This is a genomic window from Oceanospirillum maris DSM 6286, assembly GCF_000422865.1.
Classification (GTDB): Bacteria; Pseudomonadota; Gammaproteobacteria; order Pseudomonadales; family Halomonadaceae; genus Oceanospirillum; species Oceanospirillum maris.
The window spans coordinates 36,646-60,258 of the sequence record NZ_AUGW01000018.1; the positions used below are offsets into that span (position 1 = coordinate 36,646).

The following is a 23,613-nucleotide window of genomic DNA, read 5'->3' on the forward strand; positions in this document are numbered from 1 at the left end:
GAGATATCTCTAGTGCTATACGTCTCTTCGTGGTGGTTTTTGCCAAAGCTCTGCACGGAGGCGTTTTTCATCGGTCGGTAAGGCATCTAATTTGTTGCTGTCGGTCCAGTCGGTATCTTCTACGATTACATTATGTAAGTTACAGCGTGTGAGTTCACAGTTGCTTATAATTGTTTGCTGTAATTGGCTGTTGCTTAGGTCTGCATAGGTTAGCTTGCAGCCATTCAGGTTGGCATTTTTCAACTGAACGCTGGGTAGCTGGCTCATGGTAAAATTGCAGTTTTTAAGACTGGCTTGATTGAGAGATGCTTCCTGAAAGCTTGCTTGATCCAGTTGGCTATTATCTAAATAGGCACCATTAAGCTCTGTGCCTGCCATGAGTATTCCTGTTCCTTGAATACGTCGGAGTTGGGCTCGGTTCATTCTACAGCCAGAAAAATTGCTTTGGATAGCGATGATGTCATTGGCAATCACATCATCTAAAGTGCAGTCCATAAATTGAGTCATAGATAAGTCACGACCAGTTAAATCTATACCCGATAAATTCGTTTCAGCTATCAGCATTTTGCTCAGTTTCTGTTCTTTAAAGGGAAAGGGGGTCATCTGCGTTTGATAAAGATTAAGACGTTCTGTTATGCCTTTTTGGCTTGAGCATTGGTTAAGTTGACAGGAAAAGAAAGTACTTTGCTCAAACCTACACTGATCAAATGGACATAGGTCAAACTGACAACGTTCGAAGCTGGCATGAAGGAAATTTATCTGGGTAAAAGTGCTCTGCTTCCACTGACAAGTAATAAACTGGTTATGACTAAAGTCTGTGTCGCTAGATGTTATATTGTTAAATTGGCAGGACTGCCACTGGCTAGACTCTGTATCGGTATGGTTAAACTCACATCGATTAAAATGACATTGAAAGAAGGTAGATTGTCTTAGATCGACCCGGTCAAAAAGACAACCAACAAAATGGCAATTACTGAATCTGGCGACCGCTAGATCAATATTTTCAAAGAGTTCGTTGGTAAATGTCTGGTCGTTAATCTCTTGGTCGGATTTGATTTGATACTGAAGTTCTTCGGCTAAAGGTGTCATGAGGGTTGCCACTCTTCTAATTGGGTTTGCTCAAGATTGGCTTTTTTAAACAGGGTTCCACCAAAGGTTGCTAAGTAGAAGTCCGCACCGTAAAGGTTGGTGGCTGTAAAGTCTGTTTTCCTTAGATCAGCCTCAAGCCATAGGGAGTACATTAATTGGCTGCCATAGAGGTTTGCCTCGGTGCAGTCGCTACGAACCCAAACGGTTCGCTCTGCATCAATTCTATTCAAGCTTGCAAGGTTTAACTTGGCATCTGTGAAATTTGCATTGTTCAGTGTTGCTTCGTCAAAGCAGGATTTTTCAAGAAGGGCTTCAGCAAAGCTAGCATTAACTAAATAACTGTTTGAGAAATCAGCAGACTCTAGTTTACAGCGCGCTAAAAAACGAGCGTTGTTCAAGTTAGCGGCTTTGAACGTCGACTGGGTGAGGTCACAATTCACCCAGCTGCTCTGTGGCGCGGTTAGCTCCTGATGTTGACACTGAGCAAGCTTACTTTCCATAAAGCTGACGTCAGATAAATTACACTGATGACTTGACCAGTCCTGAAACTGTATTTGGCTGAAGTTGGCACCAACAAAGCTGGTATTGGTACAGCGAAATGCTTTAGATTGAACGTTAATCCATTCTGATGTATCCCAACGGCAAAGATGGCTGGAGCTGTGGTTCCAGCTTGACTCTATTATTAAGCTGTTTTCAAACAAGCACTCGGTGAAGGTGTTGTTATTGAATTGGCATTGATTCCACTGTGTGGTATTGAGCTGACATTGAGTAAAAGAGCAGTTGATAAATGAGCACTCAAAGAAACTCCAGCCGGTAAGATTGAGGTTCTCTAAATGTGCATCCTGCAGTTGCGCTGACTCTAAAATACCTTCATCTTGCAGAGTGTTGTTTTCTATCTGTTGGATAAAGTCATCAATATTCATGATTTTCCCTAAAGCCCCTTTAATAATTGAATAATAGCTTTAGTACCAATATCGCTAGGTTGGTCTAATTCGCTTTTATCTCCAGGGTAGGCATCATAAAGTTTGCTAAGTTCTTCGGATACCTGATTCAACTGACGTTCTATCTGTGGTGTTAAAATATTAAAGTCTGCCGTTTGACCTGGTTTGCTCAAGACTCTAGCTGTTTCGTTATCAATGGCTATATTGCCTGTTTTAGGAACCGATATAGAGCTTTCTTCTACGAGTTTGGCGGTTCTCGTTAGTTCCTCTTTAACTACGGGGTCATCTTCTACGCTATCAGGGTCAGCCTGTGGCTGATCAGGAAAATGCTTAGCCAGCATCAAGTTAATAAAATGCGGCACTTGCTCAGGGGGGGCTTGCATTAAATCGTTGAGTTCCTGTTCGCTAAAACCTAAGGCTTCCATTTGAACTTTAATAGCATTAGCCGCTTGCTCGGCATGGCTTGGGCTAATAAGAGGCGTAGGGCTTTCTGCTATCTCTGAGCTATTACTTGTGGTTTCGACGCCATTATTACTGCCGTTGCTACTTGATGATTTAGCCGCAGCGATAGCCATTTTAGAGGCAAAACCACCGGCAGCAGCTAGAGCTGTTAGTGTTAGTACTCCAGGTTTGGCTATTTCTGATTTTTCTTTCTGCGGTAGAGAGAGAGGTGTTAGCGGTTCATTAACATTTTCTGGCCGCATAGGGCTATAGTTGAGAATTTCTTCATCGGTGATCTGAGGATTGCGCCTTAATATTAAATGTTCATTATAATGTTGTTGATCTCGTTGCGAGGCCGAGTTGTTCTCATAGGCGGCGAGGATCGCGGTTAGTTCGTTGCCATCAATAGAATTAATCGGTAACTCTGTTCTGGCTAGAAGTACCTGCATATTAATGTCTGGTAAGAGGATCAATGTATCAATTTGGCAAGTATGCAGTTGTGTCTTTTCTTCCGTTTCAGTTAGCACTCTGAACCGATAATGAGGTGTTTGGCCCTTTATTGATCTTATTATAGGGTCCATATTATCAAGACGGATAGATTCACCACCTTGGATATACCCCTCGAACCACTGGTCTGCCGCTGCTTGCATAAAGAAGTTAGTATTCAGGTCTCTGGCTAAGAAAGGAGCATCTTGCTCTTGCCATGCGGTATCGTAAGTTCCCCAGAGTTTTTTTCGAGGCATCCAGTCAACTGAAACGGCATTAAGCCCTGCAGGTGCTGGCTTTTGATGCTTGTCTGTGAGTAGTTGGTCAGGGTATTCCAGCTGAGGCATAGACTGATTTTTATTAAGAGGAAAGCCTTTACCTATGGGGTTCTTTTCCTCCTCCTCCCCTCCAGCCCCATATTCATAGGTTAATGGCAATTTACGAAAAGGCTCAGGGGTTGTGGGTGTAAGAATGTTACGCCATAAGCGTTCACCTGACACCGCAAGTTCTTTCTTCACCGTTCCAGCTTCAAGGTTAACCTTATCTGCGGTAATGGCGTAGCCATTAGGGGCATAATAGCTGCCGTAGACTAGTACTTCTCCTCTAGGCTTGGGATAACCAAGGTCAAATATTTCAGATTTAGGTATGACTTCCATAATGCCTGTCCAAGCATCCTGCGTGGAATAAGGTAAATCATGGTCGATAGGCGTTGCCAGCATTAAGGTTATCACCATGCGCTGCTTCCCTTTCCAGCTATAGGGAAGGGTTTGTATCGTGATTTCTGGTGGTGCGATCAGTTGCGTCATATATTAGCCTAGCTGCACTAAACCGGAAGCGGATACCTTTAGCATGCCTCCAGCATTAACATTACCCATGGCATTAGCTTTCATGCTGATGGTTGTACCTTGTAGGCTTAGAGCCGTATCAGCCTTTACGGAAACGGTAGCACTTTGTACATTTGTTGCGACTGTTCCTTTGATGGATACGGTTGGCGCTTCAATATTCATCGCTGTTGTGCCTGATGTACTAACGATAGCTCCGCTGATATCTATTGCAGCAACGGCAGATATAGTTGCTGATGCTGCAGAAGTGATAGAGATCTTCGGTGTGGTTAGCTCCGTTCCTGTGGCATTTATTGATAGTTGGTTAGTTGGCCCTGCAAAAGCTAGCTTTACATCACTAGGCGTCAGTTCTAGGGAACCACCTGATGTTAGTGGGCCTATCGCTTGCTCGGTTAGGCCAAGCTTTGTTGCTAAAGATGTAGCGCCTGTCACTGCCTTGCCCCATGTTGTTGCTGGAGGGTTTGGTACCACAAGAGGTGATGCACAAAGAGATATCTTGGCACCAGAGCTGATGGATACACCTTGTACTCCAGAAATATCCTTTTTAGATTCACAGCGATCAAAGGATGGGCCAAATGTTAGGTCAACAGCGGCTGCCAGTGTTAAGTCAAATTTGAGCCCTGCTTCAAAATTAAAGTTTAGGGCTGAAAGGGAAGCGGAGGTATTAACTCCTGTTACTTTTACTTCTGTCGATGCTAAGGTCGCTGCTCTGCTGACTTCATCAAGCCCAAAATAGACTTCCTCTTTGTTGCCTGATTGATAATCGTATGTGTCCCCAATCGTTTTACTTATAAGTAATGTGTCGGGGTTGTAGCCTGGGATAGAAAAGTAGTCGAGATTTAAGCTACCATCCCAGTCTGAAACACTATCAGGGTCGACATAATTGACCTCATAGCCATTACCGTAACCAAAGTCTTTAGCGCCACCAAAGGTATAGGTATTACCATCGGTCCAGGTGTATTTCTCACCAGTTTCTCGGTGGAAATTAGCCATCCCTGATCGCTCATGTGGGCTGCTGAAAAACTCGCCTGATTTAATCTCTCCTGTATCTGAGCCAAATAACCATGGAAACTGAAAAAGAACCTGTTCATCAATAATATCGGTGACGGTACCATTATTCGAAGTGGGATCTGAACGAATTGCATCGATTCTGGTTGAATCAATTGCAACGGCGGGCTTTGTGTCTTTGAATGTTTTTTCATCGTCAGACACACCTGTCAGGTCTTCCGCTGCGGCTTTGGAGATTAATGTTGTTTGATACCCGCCTGCGATCTCCTGAAACCACTGTTTCTGCGTCAGAAACATAAAACCTTCCGCTTTAAACGGGTTAGCTGCACCCAAGTGCATATAAGTGTATCCATTCGGAGAGAACAGCTTTATCCGTTTGTTGTCTTCATCATCCTCCAGTTCAATCACATTACCTGCAGCGGTTTGAATTTTATTAGTTGTATGGTTTTCTTCAGAGACAACACTTGGCTTGGAGGCATTGGGGACAGCGCCTGTGATCACCGGGCGATCTGGGTCGCCTCCGATAAAACTAAGCAGAACTTCAGCTCCTTTTAATAGTGGAAAATGCATGCCACTGTTCTCGCCAGCGTTAGGCTGTGACATAGGAATCCACCAGGATGCTTGAGCACCATCTCGATCTTTTCTATCAAAAGGCAGTGTTACTCGGTAGCGGCCTCGTTTATCAATATGGGCGTACTTACCATCACCTTCTGAGTCCACTAGAGCGTTAAGAACGCCATAGAAGCGCGGTTTTTCAGTTTTTTGCTCAGGCCGAAACTGCACATCAACACTAATAGCTTGAATGGTATTGCTGTAAGGCTGCTCGCTGCTCTTTTGCGTTTGCATCAGGTCAGAGGCATAACCGCTGTGACTTATTGATATAGGGCAGTATTCATTGTTCAGTTTTTGCAGTGGATGAGCTGTAAGAATAAGAGGGTATCCTGGTGATATTTCAATATCTAAAGAGCTGCCAAAAAACTGGGTTTTTTGCATAAAAAGCTCTTCCGCACGAATATCCGCTAATATTGAGGCTTCGTCAGAATCATATAAATTGTCACAATATCGAAATACTTCCCCCAACCCTGAAGGGTCAACTTTTGATCTAGCGGAAAGATCAACAGATGGCCGATCATTATTATAGTCTTTCACTATAACTTCTTTTGGAACCCGTTGATTATTCTGCGTCCATTGGAATATAACTGGAGAGCCTTCAGAGTAAGACGAGCCTGTTATAGGGGTATAAGTACTTGTGGTTGTTTGCGTTGGATGCTGGTTGTTCTTATTGCAAAAAATAGCTTTGGCAGTGTTATTTTCCTGGGAAAAATAGAAATAGACGCCTTCTCGTTCGGTAATTCTTTTGAGAAAGCTATAATGACTCTCTCCAAACTGACAGCGATAATCCCATTCTCGATAATGACTGATTTGGCTTAAATCATATTCGTCAGATGTAAGCCCTGCCTCATCAAATAACAGCGCCAGTGTGTCACTTAAGTTTAGCCCAAGGTAGACTTCATTCGTGGTGAATTGACTTAGCAGCCACAGTTTAGGAACCAATGTTGCTTGAAATAAGTGACCGTTCTCTGTTGGGTTTAAGTAGCTAAAATTGGATAAAATGCCGTTAAATTGACGGGTTTTATCGTAGCTTTGAATACTTAGGTGGCAGGAACTATCGAGCAGTTGGTCAGGATCTACCGTATCGGAATAGCTGACAAGCTGAATATCAAATTGATACAACTCCCCTAGCTTTTCGCTGCCGGTGAAGCTAAGCACTTTGAATGAATTCTCCTCAATACCATCGCATTGAAATGAAAAGACAACATCAGAAGAAAGATTCATTAGTGAATACCTATATTGTTATGATTTCTGGTTTTGTATTGAACATAAGAGATAAGAGATCTAAGTGGTTTTATTTGGCTATTCTGGTTTTTAAATTTGATGGCATTAAGTTTAGACTGTTAGCTCTATTTTATAGATTCTATTATGTTAAATTGCGGTTTTTCTTAAAACATTAGCACTGTGTGTTTTAACTGTTGGCCCATCAATTATTTTTCCACGATAACTTTATTATGATCACTGTATTATAGAGGCCAGATCGACCTTTACTTCTGTATAGGCTCTTTCTGATATTAATGCTAGATGCCTGTATGAATTTTTTGAACTGGCTCATATAAAAACAAAAAATAAAATATTCTAGTTTACATCGGTTTTGCTTTAGCTTAAAAAAGTTATATCAAATTTGCCCTGTATGATTTGAGCACTGCGGTTGCTCGTCATTAGACGTTTTCTTGTGGTGTTAGGGCTTGATCATAATAAACCCGGAGTAGTGACGGATGGCTAGCAAAAATTCAGGGTCGGTGGCGCCGAAGGAAAGAATCAATATTTCCTATCGCCCGGCTACTGGCGGTGCAAAAGAACGTGTAGAGCTTCCTTTTAAGGTTTTGGTCATGGGGCAGTTTACGCCTGAGCCTGACGAAGCTTTGTTGCAGGAACGGTTAACTAAGAATATCAACCGGACAAACTTTGGTGAAGTGATGTCCAGTATGAACCTTAAGTTAGATTTCACGGTGCCAAACCAGTTGAAATCAGGTGGTGACGATATTGCCATTAGCCTTGACCCTAAAAGCTTAAAAGATTTTGAGCCTGACAGTATCGTTCAAGCGATTCCTGAGCTGCAAAAGGTTCTTGAATTAAGAGAGGCTCTGAAAGCACTCAAAGGCCCTTTAGGTAACACGCCTAAAATGCGTAAAACGATCCAGTTGATGCTTGAAGATAAAGAAACCCGTACAAAGCTGATGCAAGAGCTTGGTCTGAAAAAATAAGGGGCATGTGATGAGTGAAGAAACTCAAGTACAAGAGAAAACACAGCCACTTGTTGGCGAGATACTAGAGTTTACCCGTTTAGGCGAACATGACGAAGGTTATGATCTAGCCCGCCAGGGTGTTGAAGCGATGCTTTCTGAATTGCTGACACAAGCTGAGCCCGTTGAGCGCGTTGATAAATCTCTAGTTGATCAAATGATTGAAGAGCTTGATCAGCGATTGGGAGAGCAGTTGGATACCATCCTGCACAATGATGATTTCCAAAAGCTTGAGTCCTCTTGGCGTGGACTGTCGTTCCTCGTTAATCGAACCGACTTTGCTGAAAATATCCGAGTTGAGCTACTCAATGTCGATAAGGACGAGTTGCTTGAAGATTTTGAAGATGCTCCTGAGCTGAATCAAACGGCTATGTTCCAGAAAGTTTATACCGAAGAGTACGGTCAGTTTGGTGGCGAACCCTACGGTGTTTTGATCGGTGGCTATAATTTTGGCCCTGGTGCGCAGGATATTACGCTGCTGGATAAATTGTCTGGTTTAGCCGCTGTTACTCATGCGCCTTTCATCGCTTCTGCTGGCCCAAGTTTCTTTGGCTTAAATGAGTTCGATGAGTTACCTGATCTAAAAGAGCTGGATTCTTTGTTTGAAGGCCCGCAATACATGAAGTGGCGCGGATTACGGGATACGGAAGATTCTCGTAATATCGGTCTTACACTACCAAGCTTTATGGGGCGTTTGACTTACGGTGAAAATAAGCCGGTTAAAAGCTTCAATTACACCGAACAAATTACAGGAAAGTCAGATTACCTTTGGGTGAATGCGGCTTATGCCTATGCCACACGTTTGGTTGATAGCTTTGCGAAATACCGTTGGTGTCCGAATATTATTGGCCCACAATCTGGTGGCGCAGTAACCGACTTGGCCGTACATTTGGTGAATAACCAAGGCACGTCTGAAATTAACGGCCCTGTTGAAGCTTATATCTCGGATCGAAAAGAATACGAACTATCAGAGCTTGGCTTTATTCCGCTAACGCAGCGCAAGAATGCTGATAATGCGACCTTCTTTTCCTCAAGCTCTGTACAGCGACCTAAGCAGTTTGGCACTGAACCAGAATCACGCCAAGCTGAGTTGAACTACCGCTTAGGTACTCAGCTACCTTACCTCTTTATTGTTAACCGCTTAGCCCACTATATTAAAGTTTTACAACGTGAAAACTTAGGTAGTTGGAAGAGCCGTGCTGATCTTGAAGGCGAACTTAACCGCTGGATTCGTCAGTATGTTGCCGACCAAGAAAGCCCATCCCCAGCAACACGTAGCCAGCGTCCATTGCGTAAAGCGCAGGTGAATGTTGTTGAAGTTGATGGTGAGGCAGGTTGGTATCAGGTTGGTTTGGAAGTTACGCCTCACTTTAAGTTTATGGGCGCGAACTTCACTCTGTCATTGACCGGTCTTTTGGATCGCGTTTAACGCTTAAATTTGAGGAATTATTACTATGCCAAGCGAAATTTATCTAACGATTGAAACTGAAGACGGCGAGTCTTTGACCGAAGGTACTTCTGGTACCGATAGTATTGGTGCCTTTTTTAAAACGGCCCATGAAGACGAAATCTTTGTCACCGCTTTTGATCATAAAGTTGTGATTCCAACGGATCGTCTGACCGGTCAAGTGATGGGTAACCGTAAGCACGAGTACTTAGAGATTCGTAAGCTGATCGACAAAAGCTCTCCGTTGCTTTTCCAAGCGATTGCTGAGCCTAAAGCGTTGGTCTGTACGCTGAACTTTTACCGTCCAGCGGATACGGGTAGCGATGGTCAACCTGTGCACTATTACACCATTGAATTGGAAGGTGCGAAGATTGTTTCAATCCGCACAAGCTCGCCAAACATGCTAGACCCTAATAATGATGGTTTCCCTGCATTTGAAGAAGTGCGCTTTACCTACAACAGTATTACTTGGAGCCATGAAATCGCATCAAGTACTGCCATTGATAACTGGGCTGGTGCAGAGTAGTCATCGTGAGAGATGTTGTTAGCCAAACCGTGAACGCTAGTCTCCCAACCTCCGGGCTTTTTGCCCGAGGTTGGGAGCTGTTGTCGCGTAAAAAAGCAGCAAGATGGCTTATGCCATTTTGCTTGCTTTTTTTAAGCGCTTGTACTGTTTGTCCTCCATCGACGGATAGTTGGGCTCCCAGTGTTTCTGATCAGCCTGAGATACAAAAAGTTGATACAGATGATTCGGACGACTCAGGCCAAGGCATGTGGCAGTGGCAAGATGGAGCGGGGCAATGGAGCTATACTCGGCGAGAAAAACCTAATGCGCCGGCAGGTCAGTGGGTTTATGAACCGAAGTCTATTGCGTTAAGGGTCACCGCGGATGGGCAGCTGAATGCTTATATGGGGCAGCCCCATACCCTAACGTTAAAAATTATTCAGTTAAGTAATCCAGCGATTATTTCTGAATTACGTCAAAGCCCTTTTGGACTATCAGACTTGATGGCCGCAAAAGGCAAAGAATTATCCTCAAGCATTATTCGAGAGGACAGTTTGGCATTAGGCCCAGGCGTGACAAAAACCTTGGTGTTAGATCGAGAGCAGGGTGTGCGTTATATCGCGCTAGTGGCGGGTTACTTTGAGATGGAAAGTAAGAAAAGTGTGCGCATTATTCCTATTCCATCGGTTTCCCCACGGATTTTACCTTGTTACGACCCTAAGCCATGGCCCTTTGGTGAACCATTGCCGCCAGTGCCGGATGATGTGCCTGCGCGATTGAAGTTATGGTTGGATATGTCGCCTACAGAAATTAAGACGCTTCAGATGCGAGCCTATTAGATAAACGCTCGGTCTCGGTGCTCAATACTCGATATTGATCAGAACAACGAGCCAGCTAATTTTCTTGGCTAAGACGGATAAGAAAGGATATAGGCAGGATTTACTTTGAATACGAATAAACCACTGTACTGGCACCAAGGGCTATTTTTGCAGCCAAATCACTTTCAGTATCAGGATGCATATAACGAGTTTATCCAGTCGGTCATCCGTCGCACGGTTGCTCCCTTAGCTTGGGGTGTCGGATCTTCTCGGGCTGATATTGCTAATCTTAGCTCAGGGCAAATAGCGTTCACTCAGTTGCGGGTTCTTTTTCAGGATGGGACTTTGTTTTCTTATCCCGAAAATGCTCGATTAGCAGGGCGCCTTTATGATGCGCCGGTTTGGGCCGATCGCAATAAGCCTTTAAAGGTTTATTTAGGCGTTAAAAAACGCAATGAGGAGCCGTTCGTTCAGCGAGAACAATCTTCTGGTGCGGCTGTTGTTCCAAATAGTCGCTTTGTTATTGATGCCGAAAGTGCCACTTTAACCAATCGTTATGAGCAAGCTGAGCGGGTTGATGCGCAAGTCCTTTCCTTAGAAGGGCGGCTTTGGTTTGAAACCGAGCTTGATCAAGCAACAGGTTATGATCTTATGCCGGTGGCGCAACTGGTTCGGTCTGGTGATCAAATAAAGCTTGATGAAAGCTTCGTTGCCCCCTGTATCACCATGCGAGGCGATCAGAATTTGGTGGAGCTTCTACGCAGTATTCGTGAAGAAGTTTTATCAAGAACCCGTCAGCTTGAAGATTACAAGCAGCCGTCTACCAGTTATACCGTTTCCGAGTTTAATCCACGCCAGATGCGTTATCGATTGGCGCTGCAAGTTATGGCGCGGTATGTGCAATCGTTGACGCATCTTTTGGAAGTTCCAGATTTAACGCCAGAGCGGGCCTATGTCTGCCTCCGTGAGCTGATTGCCGAGCTTTCTGTGTTTACACCGCTTTCTAGTTCAACCTGTGAAATAGCCCCGGAAAATATTTCGTTGCCAGCTTACAACCACCTTAACCTTGGTGGCTGCTTCTCTGTGGCGCAGACCCTTGTGCATCGTTTGCTTAATGAAATTACGGTGTCTTCTGAGGCGATGGTGAGTTTCGAGCGTATTAATAACACAACCTTTAAAGGTGTCTTAGCCAGTGATATGACGGATCGTAAAGGTACGTATTTCCTTATTTTACGTACTGAGCGCTCTCAGGATGCTTGGCTAGAAGACTTTAGACGCTACTCTAAATTGGGAGCCGATAGCCAGGTTGCCCTCTATCAAGCTAGAGCTTTACCGGGTATTGGTAAGCGCTTATTGAATAGTCGTCCTGAAGGTTTGCCGAGCCGCCCTAATTCCCATTACTTCAGCTTAGATGTCGCCTCTGGGCTTTGGCATTCTGTTGAAAGCGATAGCTGTCTGAGTCTTATCTGGCCTGGTGCGCCAGAGGATCTGAAAGTTGAGCTGGTCTCACTTAAGGGATAACGATGCACTTAATTGATAGTTTTGTAGATGTGCTGGTTTTCGTCCAGCAACAAAAAGAGCAGATAAATGAAGGCCTACAGCCTGATTTTGAAACGGTGCGATTGAACGTAGAGCGACTGCTTACGGAGAAATCCACACTGCACCTTGAAGGTGGTTATCAGGCGGAGCATTACGATGAAGCTCGCTTCGCCGTTGTCGCTTTTATTGATGAGGTGCTGCTTGATAGTACATGGGAACATTCGAGTCTTTGGGCGGCAGATCTGCTGCAGCGAACTTACTACCACACGGCTTCAGCGGGTATAGAGTTTTTTGAGCGACTATCGGGTCTTAATATGATTGACCCTGCTCACCGAGATATACGTGAAGTGTACTACTACTGCTTGGCGCTAGGTTTTTCAGGGCATTATTTTGATCGATCTGAACGGGCAAGCCTTGAGCGGATTCGGTTGGATACCTATCAGCTGTTGATGGCTGGGCAGGCGGCTCGTCTTAACGACGATGGCGTACAGCTATCACCGGATGCTTATCCTGAGGACAGCGGTCAGAAGTTTGAAGTGAAGTCCGGTCGCTGGACACCTTTTATTTTTGGTGCTCCGGTTCTGGTTCTGGTTATCACCTATGTGGCGATGAAACTTGATGTTGTCGGCATGGCCAATCAATTGGTTTCCCTTATTTAATAGGGATATTGCAGACTTAGAATAAGAAGACGGATCGTGAAAACATTTCTTCGAGTGCTTTTTTATCTATTAATCTGGTTAGTAATCTTTGCGGTTACTATCGGACTGGCTCTATTTCTGGGATTTACACCTCAAGAAGGTGTTGTCGCAGCAGTAGGTATTTTCCTTCTTTGGCTTAGCTATCGGCTGATCAAGCGGTTATTGATTCGCCTACATGCTAAAGGACGCATTCGCCAACTTATTCGTTTAGGTCGTAAAGATGAAGCGGATGAGCAGCTTAAAGCGGACACGTCAGGCCTAGAGCGTCGCTTTACTTATGCGATGCGATTCCTGAAGCGTAGCCCTAATACCCACGCCTCAGACCCTGTTTATCAGTTACCTTGGTCGGTTATGTTACCGGCAAAAAGCCATGATGCAGAGCGCCTTGTTAGTGCGGGGCAGTTGGTTCTGCCTTCTGGCCATAAAGATATTTTCACTGGGGATGATTGCCAGACCCAGTGGTGGCTACACAATGATGGCGTGGTATTGCAAACCCCAGCGGGCATTTGCTCAAGTGGTGGCGCGTTAAATCCAGAGTGGGGTCGCTTACTAGAGCTACTCGCTTCCCGTCGGCCTGCTGAACCGATTAGCCATGTTGTGCTGACAGTGTCACTTGCCGATATGAAAACGGGAAGTGATGATGAGCTTTATCAGCAGGGTATGATCCTACGGGAACGTTTGGATCAGATGATCCAGAGCCTAAAGGTAAATGCCCCTGTTTATCTGATCTTTAATGATTTGGAGCAGTTTAGCGGCGGTCAAGCGTTGCTGAAGCAGCTGCCCGAAAGTATGCGTGATCAGGCTTTAGGACATCATTTCCCTCAAAGTAGTGATGCGATTGAAACGGAAACTCGGGTTAGCACTGCGCTGGATAGCCTAGCGGAGCAGCTGAAGCAGCTGAATTTAGAGCTGATGGGGCGTGGTGTGGTCGATCATTCGATCATGATGTTGCCCTCTGAGTTAGAGCATCTGCGTTCTGGTATTCGAGCCTTTACCAAAGGCGTCTTCCAAAATAGTGTTTTCCAAGCGTCACCACATCTGCGTGGTGTTTACTGGATGGGCGTTCAAACAACATCGACGGAGTCCTCAGAAAACAGTGTTGGAGCTGGCTTGTTCGTTAAAGATCTTTTCACGGTTGTTCTGCCCCGTGATCGTGGTTTAGCGAACAAAATACCAACGGCGGTGCGTGCTGAACGTTGGGTACGGAATCTTTGGTTTACCAGTTTTGCGAGTATCCTTGCGGTGCTCTGGGTTGCGTTGGTCTTCACTTATACCAGTGATAAAAGCTTTATTCTTTCCCTAGAAGAAACGTTTGCAGGGCAAATTGTTCAGCGCAGCGATCTCGCCGGTAATATTCACAATGGTGAGCAATTAGTTGACTTGATCGGCGCCCTTCAAAAGCATAGTTTTTTCCCTTGGATTGATGACTCCACGGCGGAACCCCTGTTTGTTGGTAAGTTGAAAGCCATCTACGTTGATCGGGTGTGGAGTGACCTGGTTATGCCGGTGGATCGTCGTATTGAGCGCTCTTTGAATAAGGCGTTATTTGATACGGAATTGACACCGGATGAAGCCGCGCAAGAGATCGCTTTATACGTTGGTATCTTGGTTCGTGAAATCAATATTATCCAAGACTTCCTGGCCGGTAAGGATCTTGAAACGCTTTCGGCCTTACCCGCACTTTATCAGGCTGAAGATCGGCTGCTCTATAAAGAGCTGGCAGAGTCCGAACTGGATAGCCTTAACAACCTTTATATTCAGATGCTGTACTGGTCAACATCAACCGAGAAATATGATGTGACATTGAAGCGCAAACAGCGGTTGCTGAAGCGAATTCTGGCGGATCACCCTGATAACTTAAACTGGTTAGTGGACTGGGGTAATGCCGCGGGAAAGTCCAGTGAGGTCAGGCTAGCAGACTTTTGGAAAGGAAGTGTGCCCCTAGACCTTGATGTTCGTGTTGCTCCGGCATTCACGCTGGCGGGCAAGGAGATGATCGATGATTTTATTGATCAGATTCTGGCGACGGATCAAGCCGCAGAGCAGATCAATGCGCTGATTCCCGGTTTTCAAGAAAGTTACCGTAAGCGTTACCTGGATGCTTGGCAGCAATTTGCATTGAACTTCTATCAAGGTTCACAAACGTTGTCAGGCCCCCTTGATTGGCAGGGGGCTGTTGATACGCAAGCCACAGGTCGTAACCCTTTTTTCGGTGTTCTAGATCGTATGGTTGAAGAGTTAGGCCCGTACGAAAGCCTAGAAGAAAAACCAGAATGGCTTTCTTTGGTTTTCTATTATAACCAAATGGCAACCTATGCTCCTGCGGATAAAACCAGTAATAACGGCCCTCTAGCCAAGCTGGCATTAAAGGTCGTGGGTAAAGCTGGCGCTGTTGGTAAAGTGATTTCTAAAGCGGGTAAAACCGCGATGAAAACCAATAAGAAAATGAAAAAAGGCGGTAGTGGAGGCTCCCCATCCGAGGAGGAACGCCTCGCTGTACTTGGTCAAGCAGGGGCGCTTTACGGTGAGTATAAGCAACTGATTGAATCTATCGTCTTTAATTCAGGCATACGATCAACTTCTTTTGCGTCAATATCTGGCTTATATCTAAAACCCGATAATCCTGCCGCAGGTGACACCGCGCTAGCCCAAAGCTATGCAAAGATTCAAATACTGGAAGGTATGCTTGGTAAGAGTACCCGTCAGACTGAGGCTTTTTGGGCGTTATTTTCTGGCCCTGTACGGCTTTTCAGGGAATATATGACGCAAGAAGCCGCCTGTGAGTTGCAAGAACGCTGGGAAAATGGGTTTTTAGCCGGTATGCAAGGTGTACCTGGTTATAAGCGGACAGGATTTTTGTACGGTGAAGGCGGTCATCTATGGAGTTTTAAAGATGCCCAGTTAGCCCCTTATGTAAAACCCAAGTTTGGCGCAGGTTTTGTACCTGTCACCGCATCGGGTGAGGCATTCCCACTTAAAACGGATCTATTGGAGTATTTAGCCCGTGGTGATGACTTCCGTAAGCAGCAGCAAAGCCGTTATACCGTTGTTGTAAAGTCGCGCCCGACCTCTGCTAACCCTGAAGCGCAGTATTTGCCGCGCAGAACGGTACTTGAGATGCAGTGTGAAATTGGCCCGACCCAGCTTGAGAATTTAAATTTTGCTCAGGATCGTGCTTTTGTTTGGGATCAAACCTGTGCAGATACATCACTGTTAATCAATATTGGCCGTTACACCCTAGAGAAGCGCTACCCTGGACCTCAAGGTTTTGCTCGTTTTTTGAAGGATTTTCAAAGCGGTCAGCGACGTTTCGTGCCGGATGATTTTCCTATTATGCGTGATCGTCTTATTGATTATAAAGTGTCCTATATTGATGTGCGTTACGAGTTTCGTGGCCATAAACCCGTTATTCGTACTTTGGCAGCCTCTGATCTAGAGCCGCCACGACGTATTACCAGTTGCTGGGGTTCATAGTTATGGATGCTCGTGATGATTTGATTGGGTCGTTGATGATCCGGCCTACAGAGCAAGCGGCACAGCTACCGTGTCGTGTGCTACTTGTTGGGGATTACAGTGGTAATGCCCGTGCTGAGCCGATTGAGTTTCATCAAATCAATCTGCATATTGATAAGCCTGAGTTGGCGATGATGGAGCTTGGTTGTGGGATTGATTTTTCTGCAGTGGTGCCGGAGTGGACAGAACCTTATGTGATTACAAGCCTAGATGATTTCGCACCTGATGCGCTAATTAAGCAATCGCCTGTGCTTCGTTTGGGGATGGGGCTGCGTGACCAGTTGATCTCTGATTCGATAGTTACAGATGATGTTACTCAGGAAGCTCGGGCTTTTCTGCAGCACTATTCGACCATTGATGATGAGACGTTAGCCGATGATTTTCTGTATGCGGATTTAGAGGTTTGTCTTGGTGATCTGTTAAACCAGTTATTACATTTTGCACCTTTTGCTCAATTGGAAACCTGTTGGCGGCAGGTGTTTAGCTTGTCGGCCAGTGCGCGTCACCATAAGGCTAGTGAACTTGTACTGCTAAATGTAAGCAAAGATGCTTTAGCTGAAGATCTTGAAGGAATAATCACCCATAGCCAGCTTTTTGACCGAGTTTATAATCATGAGTTTGGTCAGTTTGGTGGGCAGCCTTTTAATTTACTGGTGGTTGATTTCTATGTTCAGCAAACGGAGCAAGACCTAGCGCTTTTGGATGCTTTAGCGGCGATAGGACGAAGTGCTCACTTACCTGTGGTGCTTCCTGTTTCGACGAAATTTCTAGGCTTTAAAGGGTATGAACAGCTTTTAGGTCATTCGCTAAATGAGTGGCTTGAAAGCCCAAGGTTTATGCCTCTTCATCGTCTAGCTGAGGGAGCCCATAGCCGGTATTTGTTTCTTGTTATGCAGGATCAAGTGGTTCGCTCACCTTATCAAGGTGATTACTCCGGCTTGTTTTTCCAAGAGCAACTGGATGCAGAAGGCGAGGCTCTACTCTGGGGCAGCAGTTGTTACTCGTTGGCGGCAACGGTGCTAAATACATTTGATCTACAAACAGCATTTAGCCAAATGACAGGCAGTTACTTTGGTCGTGAGCTGCTGCATAAACCCTATAAAGATCGCATTGCTGATTTGGAATTATCACCGTTGGAAGTTGAATTATCCGCTTCTATGGTGGCTGATCTGTCCCGACATGGTTTCTGTGTGCTCAGTGCTTTGTCGGAACAGAATACGAGCTATTTTACCCAGCTAAACAGCTTCCACGTTCTTTCCTTGGAAGATGATAGTGTTTCTCCGGATGCACAATTGCCCTTTTTATTAACGGTTTGCCGCATTGCTCATATGATGAAGCGCGTTTTTCGTGAACAAATTGGCTCTATGGATGAACCTGAGGTATTGCGGCAAAAACTTGAGCAGTGGCTTAAAAACTTTGTGGTGAACTTAGAGGCTCCTGCGTTGGATGTCATGATGAAAAAGCCTTTCCGTAATGCCGAGGTGGTGCTAAATAGCAAGGAAGGTTGCCTGATGGAAGTTCGCCTGCAGCCTCACCTTAGGTACATGAATGAGCGTTTCCAATTATCCCTTGATTTAATTCTGCAGGAGGCTAACTAGATGGCAAGGCCTGGATTTATTAGCTTCACCAGTGCAGCACAAGGAGCCCTAGCAGGGCCAGAAAAACAGCTAAGCCGTGATGGCCTAAGTCATATCTTGAGTCTGCAGCACGGAGTGGATATGCCGGGGGCGGAGGACAGTCGTGTTCTTGGCGGACAGCCTATGCATCGACCTATGGAGGTTGTTAAGCCCTTAGATCGTGTGTCTCCACAGCTGTATCAAGCGCTGTGTGAGCGGGATGTCCTCACTAAAGTTATGCTGTTTTGGTGTCAATTTAATAGCAGCGGTATTTTAGAGCTGGTTTATGAAATTGAATTAAAGAATGCGAGAGTGGTTTCACTACAGCCGCTGATGCCTAATCTGCTTTCTGTGGGGCAAGAAGATCATCCTTATTGTGAGCAAGTGAGCCTGATTTACGAAAGTATTAATTGGCGCTATGGGCCTGCAGCTGAGGTTGAGTTTGAAGCCCGCAACGAGGCTGGAAAAGCATGAAAGCGGGGTTACTCAAGCGGTTAAACAACGATGCAAATGGGCCGTCTGATGCTGATGATTTGGCTGGCGCCATTACCGTACAGCTTTGTGACTTGCTGAATGTTCGTGTGGGTTCCTGCCTTGCGCGACCAGATCTTGGATTACCTGCTATCTCACCGGTACAGCTTCAAGGTGATCAAATGCAGTCTCAACGTTTAGCGCGGGTTATTCAGTTACAGGTTGAGCATTTTGAACCCCGTTTACAGCAGGTGAAGGTTCAGTCGAAAGGTGAAGAACGTGGCTTGATGTTATTCGCCTTACAAGCAAGCTTTGAACTGCGCTATGAGCTTTGGCAGATTGAGCTTCGTATTCAGATCGATAACGACAGTCGAGTTGCCGTTAACGGAATTACTTTGCAACGCAGTGGCAACGCACGCCGCCTGTGATCACAGAATAAGAAGAGTATTTATGGCAAAAATTGATCGCCATTATCAGGATGAATTGGCCCGCTTGCATGAGATGGCAGCGGAGTACTCACAGCTAAATCCTTCTCAAGCGGGCTATCTCGCAGGCGCAGGCAGTGATCCTGACGTTGAGCGCATTTTAGAGGGCGTTGCATTTTTAACGGCAGGGCTAAGATCCGAGCTAGAGAAAGATCAGACGCAACTTTTGCAAAATATTTTGCAGGTTGCATCTCCAGATCTGTTGCGCCCGCTACCGTCTATTACCCTGATGCAATTTAAGGGCCGCTCCGCCCTAAAAGAACAGTTAGATCTGCCGGTGGGTACTCCTGTGTCAGGGGTGGCATCAAGTAATCAGCACCGTTGTGAATTTAGAACGTTGATGCAAACGACCGTGCTGTCCTTGGAACTCAGTGATGCGTTGTTGCGTAAAAGCCATGAGAATGAGCCAGGTATTCATTGCCTAAGCATCAATTTTACTTGTACCTATGGCGATGTTTCGTCTTTAACCTCTAAGCCGATATCGATCTATATTAATTCACCTCAGGCTATGGCTGCACGAATGCTTGACGGGCTGCTGCATCATTGTGAATCTGCGGAAGTGGTTTGGTCTGGTGGCATGACAGATGAGATGGAACTCCCTGTATGGAATACAGGTTTATTACAATGGCCGTTTTTAGCAGGAGACACACCTGAATTGCCCGCGCACCGTATGGCGCAACGCTTTTTCTTAGCACCGGAGTTGGCCCAAGGTATTCATGTCTCCCTGCCAGAGCCTTCGGATAATTCAAGCGCTACCTCATTTCAGTTGAAATTCTATCTTGATGGGCAAATAGATTGGCCCCGAGCCGATCTTAAAAAGACCTTTAGACTGAACGTTGTGCCTGCGGTGAACCTCTTTGTTCGAGATGCCCCTCCCCGAGTTAGAGATAATCGTCAAACGTATATGGCGCTAAATCCACGTCAACGGGATGATGAGTCTTTGAGTATTTACGGTATTGAACAGGTTTCAGGCCAGTATCGCAGCGAACCGGATAGTCACGTGTATCGCCCTTTTTGGCAGCAAGGTTTTGGTGACTTATTTCATTACCAAGAGCAGCTAACCGCACACCCGGTTAATGATGAGTTAGAACTTGCCGTGGCGTTAGGTGGTGAGTTACGTGATGAGCAGGAAGTCATTAAAGCTCGCTTGTATTGCACAAACGGTGGGGATGCCGCGACTTTATTACCTGGCCAGATTTGTGATTATACCTCTGGCTCTCCTGAGCTGGTGCAGTTTGAAAATCTGACGACGCCAACGCCCTATCGTAAAACACTTTCAAGTGAACAGCAGTATTGGCAAGCTGTTCGCCAGTTGAGCAGTAATTTGATGGGGCACCTTAACCTAGAGCGTCTATCGTCAGCCTTAAAAGAGTTGGTATTACAGGCCAGCCCTGACCGTGCCCGTCAACAGGTTAATATGAAAAAAGTAGAGGCTATCCAATCGGTCTCGTTAACGATGGGTGACAGGCTAGTATCCGCAATGTCCGTGCGAGGCTATGAAGTCACATTAAAGTTAGCCGGTGATCATTTCCCAAGTAAAGGGGATATGTGGTTGTTTTCTCGCCTTTTGCAGCAGTTTTTTATCAGTTTGGTGCCGGTTAACTACTTCTGCTTGTTAAAGATCATCGACGTACAAACGGGTGAGACCATTGACGGGTCGCCGATGCTAGGTAGGAAGCCGCTGCTGTGATACTTGATGATCTTTTAGCCCATGGCCACCGTTATAGCCTGCTACAGGCTTACCGACTGTTAATGCATGTGACAGGGACTACGGTAAACATTGAGCTTGAACCCGCACTTGGCCTAGAGAGCGCTCGCAGTGTGATTGAACGGATTGAGCAGCTTGACGAAAACCGCTTTCGTATTGAATTGAATGTTTTCAATCTATACGGCAGAAACGGTGTTCTACCAAGCTATATGACCGATTACCTACTGCAGTCTGAGCAGCAGGAAAAAGGCCAAGCCCGTGCTTTTTTGAATGTGCTTAACCAGCGTATCTACCAGTTGTTATTAGACGCCCAACAACGGTCGATAATGGCGCATCAGCCTCCTAGCGACCTGAATAATGGTTTTTATGATCGCCTTAGAGCTTTGTCTGGATTGAATAGTGGGGAACAAGAACCAGCCACAGGATTGCTGCGGTATTTTCGGTTGTTGGCTTCGCCTTATCGTTCAGCCGCAGGCCTTGAAGTGATGTTGAGTGACTTTTTAGGCCAAATCACCGTTGAAGCCAAACAGTGTATGCAGCGACAGGTGTCTTTACCGCTTCACTCCCAGCTACGTTTGGGTGAACAAACAACGGGGCTTGGCGATGGCACTCTTTTAGGGAGTCAGCTTCCAGAAGCTTCAGGCAGCTTTATTTTGCAAATAGGACCTTTGGATTATGAGCAGTTTGATCAACTGTTAAGTAATACCAATCGCTGGTTGCAACTGAGGAATTTGATTCGCCTTTATCTGCATCAGCCTTTGCGCTGTGAATTAGAATTTTTACTAGATTGTACTGGGCTAGACCAACAGGACAGCGGACTGAATGGTTGGGGGCGACTTGGTAAGAACGCTTGGCTACTTAAACCGGATTTTACGGCTGTTGATGGTTCGCCGTATCAATTAAAAGCCCGAATAGCATTGGATTAATGTGGAGCACCCTATGTTGAGCTATCGTATGAAAAATATGATCAGTTGGTTTCTTCTGGCTATCGCTGGAATACTGATCCTGTATTGGGGCTATCAAAAAAGCCATGAGTCAAAGATGATCCGTATCGCTACGGCATCTAAGGGCGGTTACTACTATCAATATGGCACGTTATTGAAGCGGTATATCGAGAAAAAAACAGATTATCAAGTACAGCTATTGGTAACCAGTGGCTCAGTTGATAACCGTGGAAAACTCCTTGCGGGAGAAGCAGATTTCGCCATTGTGGGCACTAACTCTGTCTCTTTGCAGAACCTCTATATGGTTGCGCCTTTATGGCGGGACTATATGCATTTAGTTGTTCGTAAAGATAGCCAAATTAACTCGCTGTCAGAGATGGCAGGGCATAGCATTGCTCTCGGTAAGACAGGCTCTGGCTATCGTGCTCAGTCGATGAAAGTACTTGAGCATTTCGCCCTAGAAGCGGATCAGTTTGATAAAAACGAACTCTATTTCTCTGAACTGTTAAGTGATGCCTCCCTTGAGGGCGCTATTGTTACGACGGGTTTACTTAACCCTGATCTTCGACAGGTGATGTCCAGTGGCCAGTTCAAGCTGGTTTCTGTAGAGGGGGCTGAAGGCTATGCTTTAAACCACTCTCAGCTGACGACGGCTAAAATTCCTGCCGGGGTTTACAGTTCTGTCAGCGGCCCTGTACCAATGGAGTCGGTCGAAACGATTGTCACCTATGCGGTCATGGCTTCCCGTTCGGGTTTACCTGAGAAAATGGTGCAAGCGGTACTGGATCAGCTTAATAGTGACCAGATGCGTAGCGAAGCTCCTATCATGCTGAATTTAAACCCGACTGAAGATAGCGTGTTGCGCTATTTACCTCTGCACTCGGTGAGTAATCGGTACTACAACCCTTTTGTTGGCTTGGATAATTTCTCTCGTTTCTTAGGACAGATTGCTGAACACAAAGTACTGATTATAGAAGCAATTATTATCTTACTGGTTGTCTTTGTGCAATTAAGTCAACTGCGCCGCCGCCGTATTGAACAGGTTAGAGTCAATCTTGCGGCAGAACTTGAGTCCGTTTTCCGCCAAACAGTAGAGATTGAACGCAATCAAAAAGATGCCCGAGACTGGAGGCTTTTGAAGCAATACTTAGTTGAGGTGATGCGTTTAAAACAGCAAGCCGTTAGCTTGGTGCAAGGATCTACCTTGGCAGAGTCTATCTTGTTCTTGAGTACCATACAGCAATGTGCGGATGTTATGCGTCAATTGGAATGGCGTTTATCGGCAATGCAATTAAGTGAGGCTGCCCGTAAGGAAGTGGATGCTGCTCGGTCAACAGTGACAGACTAAGTAAGGGTTCATCCTATGGTTGCCGTACCGTCAACACCGCCCAAGAAAGGGCGCTCCGAGCAAGGCCGCTCTCTTGCAGGGCGCCTTGGGTTAACATTGGTCTTTGTTCTGCTGTTCAGTATTAGTCTAAGTGCGCTTTTAGCCTACTTTAATTTTGAAAAACGCCACCGAGAGCTGATTAGCTCTCGACTTCAAGTGATGTTAGATGAAGTGCGTTTAGGCATTGATTATGGCACGGGCTTAGGCCTGCCGATGAGTTCGTTAACGGAAACAAACGAACAATTGATAGCCTTAGTTTCAAGGGATGAGGCACTTGAAAAAGCAGTCGTCTATTCCACTTTAAAACAACCATTATTTCAGGCCGGAAGCGGTGTATTAACCGCTTCTTTGCCGGATATGTGGTTTGATTTGGCAAGAAACGAGCACAATACAGGCCGGTTGTTAATCCATGAAACGGAGCGCTATTTGTTAGTCGCAGAGCCGTTATTTAACACCTTCGATATTCAATCGGGGCTAGTGGTTATTGCGTACAGTCGAGCGGCGTATCAGGCTGAAAATTTCTCATTGCTTAAACAGCAGGCTCTGCAATCCGGTATGGGCGTGATTTTAAGTGCGGTTATTGGTTTATTACTACTGTGGTTGATGATGCGCCGCTTACGTCAGCAGATATTACGGCTAAGCGGTAATTTAGATCGGCAACTTAATCGCGAGAAGGTTGTTTTAGACCGTTTAGGTACACCGGATGAATTGGAGACCCGGTTTCAGTTATTACATGATCGAGTGCAGGAGGCACAGCAAACGTCATCAACGGATCGTCATCCTTAATACTAAAAGGCTGGTGATACTACGGGTCTGG

18 protein-coding genes are annotated in these 23,613 nt (G+C 45.6%); 14 read left to right on the top strand and 4 right to left on the bottom strand.

The window, feature by feature from the left end; all coding sequences use genetic code 11:
- Positions 1-15 precede the first annotated feature (15 nt).
- The 4 genes from G517_RS0108440 to G517_RS0108455 are packed head-to-tail and all read right to left on the bottom strand — an operon-like array spanning position 16 to position 6,643.
- The gene (locus tag G517_RS0108440) at positions 16-1,089 is read right to left on the bottom strand and encodes a pentapeptide repeat-containing protein (RefSeq protein WP_028304046.1); all 1,074 of its coding nucleotides are present in this window, start codon (positions 1,087-1,089) and stop codon (positions 16-18) included.
- Complete coding sequence (locus tag G517_RS0108445) at positions 1,086-2,012, bottom strand: pentapeptide repeat-containing protein (RefSeq protein WP_028304047.1); 927 nt, start codon at positions 2,010-2,012, stop codon at positions 1,086-1,088. Before G517_RS0108445 ends, G517_RS0108440 begins: the two co-directional genes overlap by 4 nt.
- Positions 2,013-2,020: 8 nt before the next feature.
- Complete coding sequence (locus G517_RS0108450; RefSeq protein ID WP_028304048.1) at positions 2,021-3,763, bottom strand: DUF2169 family type VI secretion system accessory protein; 1,743 nt, start codon at positions 3,761-3,763, stop codon at positions 2,021-2,023.
- Between the two features lie 3 nt (positions 3,764-3,766).
- Positions 3,767-6,643 carry a type VI secretion system Vgr family protein gene (locus G517_RS0108455; protein ID WP_028304049.1) on the bottom strand — a complete coding sequence of 959 codons (2,877 nt, stop codon included), beginning with the start codon at positions 6,641-6,643 and terminating at the stop codon, positions 3,767-3,769.
- 494 nt (positions 6,644-7,137) lie between these two features.
- Between G517_RS0108455 and tssB the strand changes: the two genes are divergently transcribed.
- The 14 genes from tssB (at position 7,138) to G517_RS0108525 (ending at position 23,582) form a co-directional block, all read left to right on the top strand.
- Positions 7,138-7,626 (top strand): type VI secretion system contractile sheath small subunit, encoded by a 489-nt coding sequence (gene tssB / locus G517_RS0108460; RefSeq protein ID WP_028304050.1) that lies wholly within the window; start codon positions 7,138-7,140, stop codon positions 7,624-7,626.
- Positions 7,627-7,636: 10 nt separating this feature from the next.
- Positions 7,637-9,094 (top strand): type VI secretion system contractile sheath large subunit, encoded by a 1,458-nt coding sequence (tssC, locus tag G517_RS0108465; protein ID WP_028304051.1) that lies wholly within the window; start codon positions 7,637-7,639, stop codon positions 9,092-9,094.
- A gap of 25 nt (positions 9,095-9,119) precedes the next feature.
- Positions 9,120-9,638, top strand: coding sequence for a type VI secretion system tube protein TssD (gene tssD, locus G517_RS0108470; protein ID WP_028304052.1), 519 nt, complete (start codon positions 9,120-9,122; stop codon positions 9,636-9,638).
- A gap of 5 nt (positions 9,639-9,643) precedes the next feature.
- Positions 9,644-10,456 carry a type VI secretion system lipoprotein TssJ gene (gene tssJ, locus G517_RS0108475; protein ID WP_028304053.1) on the top strand — a complete coding sequence of 271 codons (813 nt, stop codon included), beginning with the start codon at positions 9,644-9,646 and terminating at the stop codon, positions 10,454-10,456.
- A gap of 105 nt (positions 10,457-10,561) precedes the next feature.
- Positions 10,562-11,956, top strand: coding sequence for a type VI secretion system baseplate subunit TssK (gene tssK, locus G517_RS0108480; protein ID WP_028304054.1), 1,395 nt, complete (start codon positions 10,562-10,564; stop codon positions 11,954-11,956).
- 2 nt (positions 11,957-11,958) lie between these two features.
- Positions 11,959-12,633: a type IVB secretion system protein IcmH/DotU gene (gene icmH, locus G517_RS20085; protein WP_051206237.1), complete on the top strand. Its 675-nt coding sequence runs from the start codon at positions 11,959-11,961 to the stop codon at positions 12,631-12,633.
- A 36-nt stretch (positions 12,634-12,669) separates the two neighbouring features.
- The gene (locus G517_RS0108490) at positions 12,670-16,146 is read left to right on the top strand and encodes a type VI secretion protein IcmF/TssM N-terminal domain-containing protein (protein WP_028304055.1); all 3,477 of its coding nucleotides are present in this window, start codon (positions 12,670-12,672) and stop codon (positions 16,144-16,146) included.
- 2 nt (positions 16,147-16,148) lie between these two features.
- Positions 16,149-17,783, top strand: a complete 1,635-nt coding sequence (locus G517_RS0108495; RefSeq protein WP_028304056.1) for a type VI secretion system contractile sheath domain-containing protein — start codon at positions 16,149-16,151, stop codon at positions 17,781-17,783.
- Positions 17,784-18,275 (top strand): type VI secretion system tube protein TssD, encoded by a 492-nt coding sequence (gene tssD / locus G517_RS0108500; protein ID WP_028304057.1) that lies wholly within the window; start codon positions 17,784-17,786, stop codon positions 18,273-18,275.
- A complete protein-coding gene (tssE, locus tag G517_RS0108505) occupies positions 18,272-18,700 on the top strand; it encodes a type VI secretion system baseplate subunit TssE (protein ID WP_028304058.1) in 429 nt (142 codons plus the stop codon). Before tssD (G517_RS0108500) ends, tssE begins: the two co-directional genes overlap by 4 nt.
- A gap of 22 nt (positions 18,701-18,722) precedes the next feature.
- Positions 18,723-20,447: a type VI secretion system baseplate subunit TssF gene (gene tssF / locus G517_RS0108510; RefSeq protein ID WP_028304059.1), complete on the top strand. Its 1,725-nt coding sequence runs from the start codon at positions 18,723-18,725 to the stop codon at positions 20,445-20,447.
- The gene (gene tssG, locus G517_RS0108515) at positions 20,444-21,391 is read left to right on the top strand and encodes a type VI secretion system baseplate subunit TssG (protein WP_028304060.1); all 948 of its coding nucleotides are present in this window, start codon (positions 20,444-20,446) and stop codon (positions 21,389-21,391) included. The genes tssF and tssG overlap by 4 nt, the downstream gene beginning before the upstream one ends.
- A 13-nt stretch (positions 21,392-21,404) precedes the next feature.
- Positions 21,405-22,757, top strand: coding sequence for a TAXI family TRAP transporter solute-binding subunit (locus G517_RS0108520; RefSeq protein WP_028304061.1), 1,353 nt, complete (start codon positions 21,405-21,407; stop codon positions 22,755-22,757).
- 15 nt (positions 22,758-22,772) lie between these two features.
- The gene (locus G517_RS0108525; protein ID WP_028304062.1) at positions 22,773-23,582 is read left to right on the top strand and encodes a hypothetical protein; all 810 of its coding nucleotides are present in this window, start codon (positions 22,773-22,775) and stop codon (positions 23,580-23,582) included.
- The last annotated feature ends 31 nt before the right edge of the window (positions 23,583-23,613 follow it).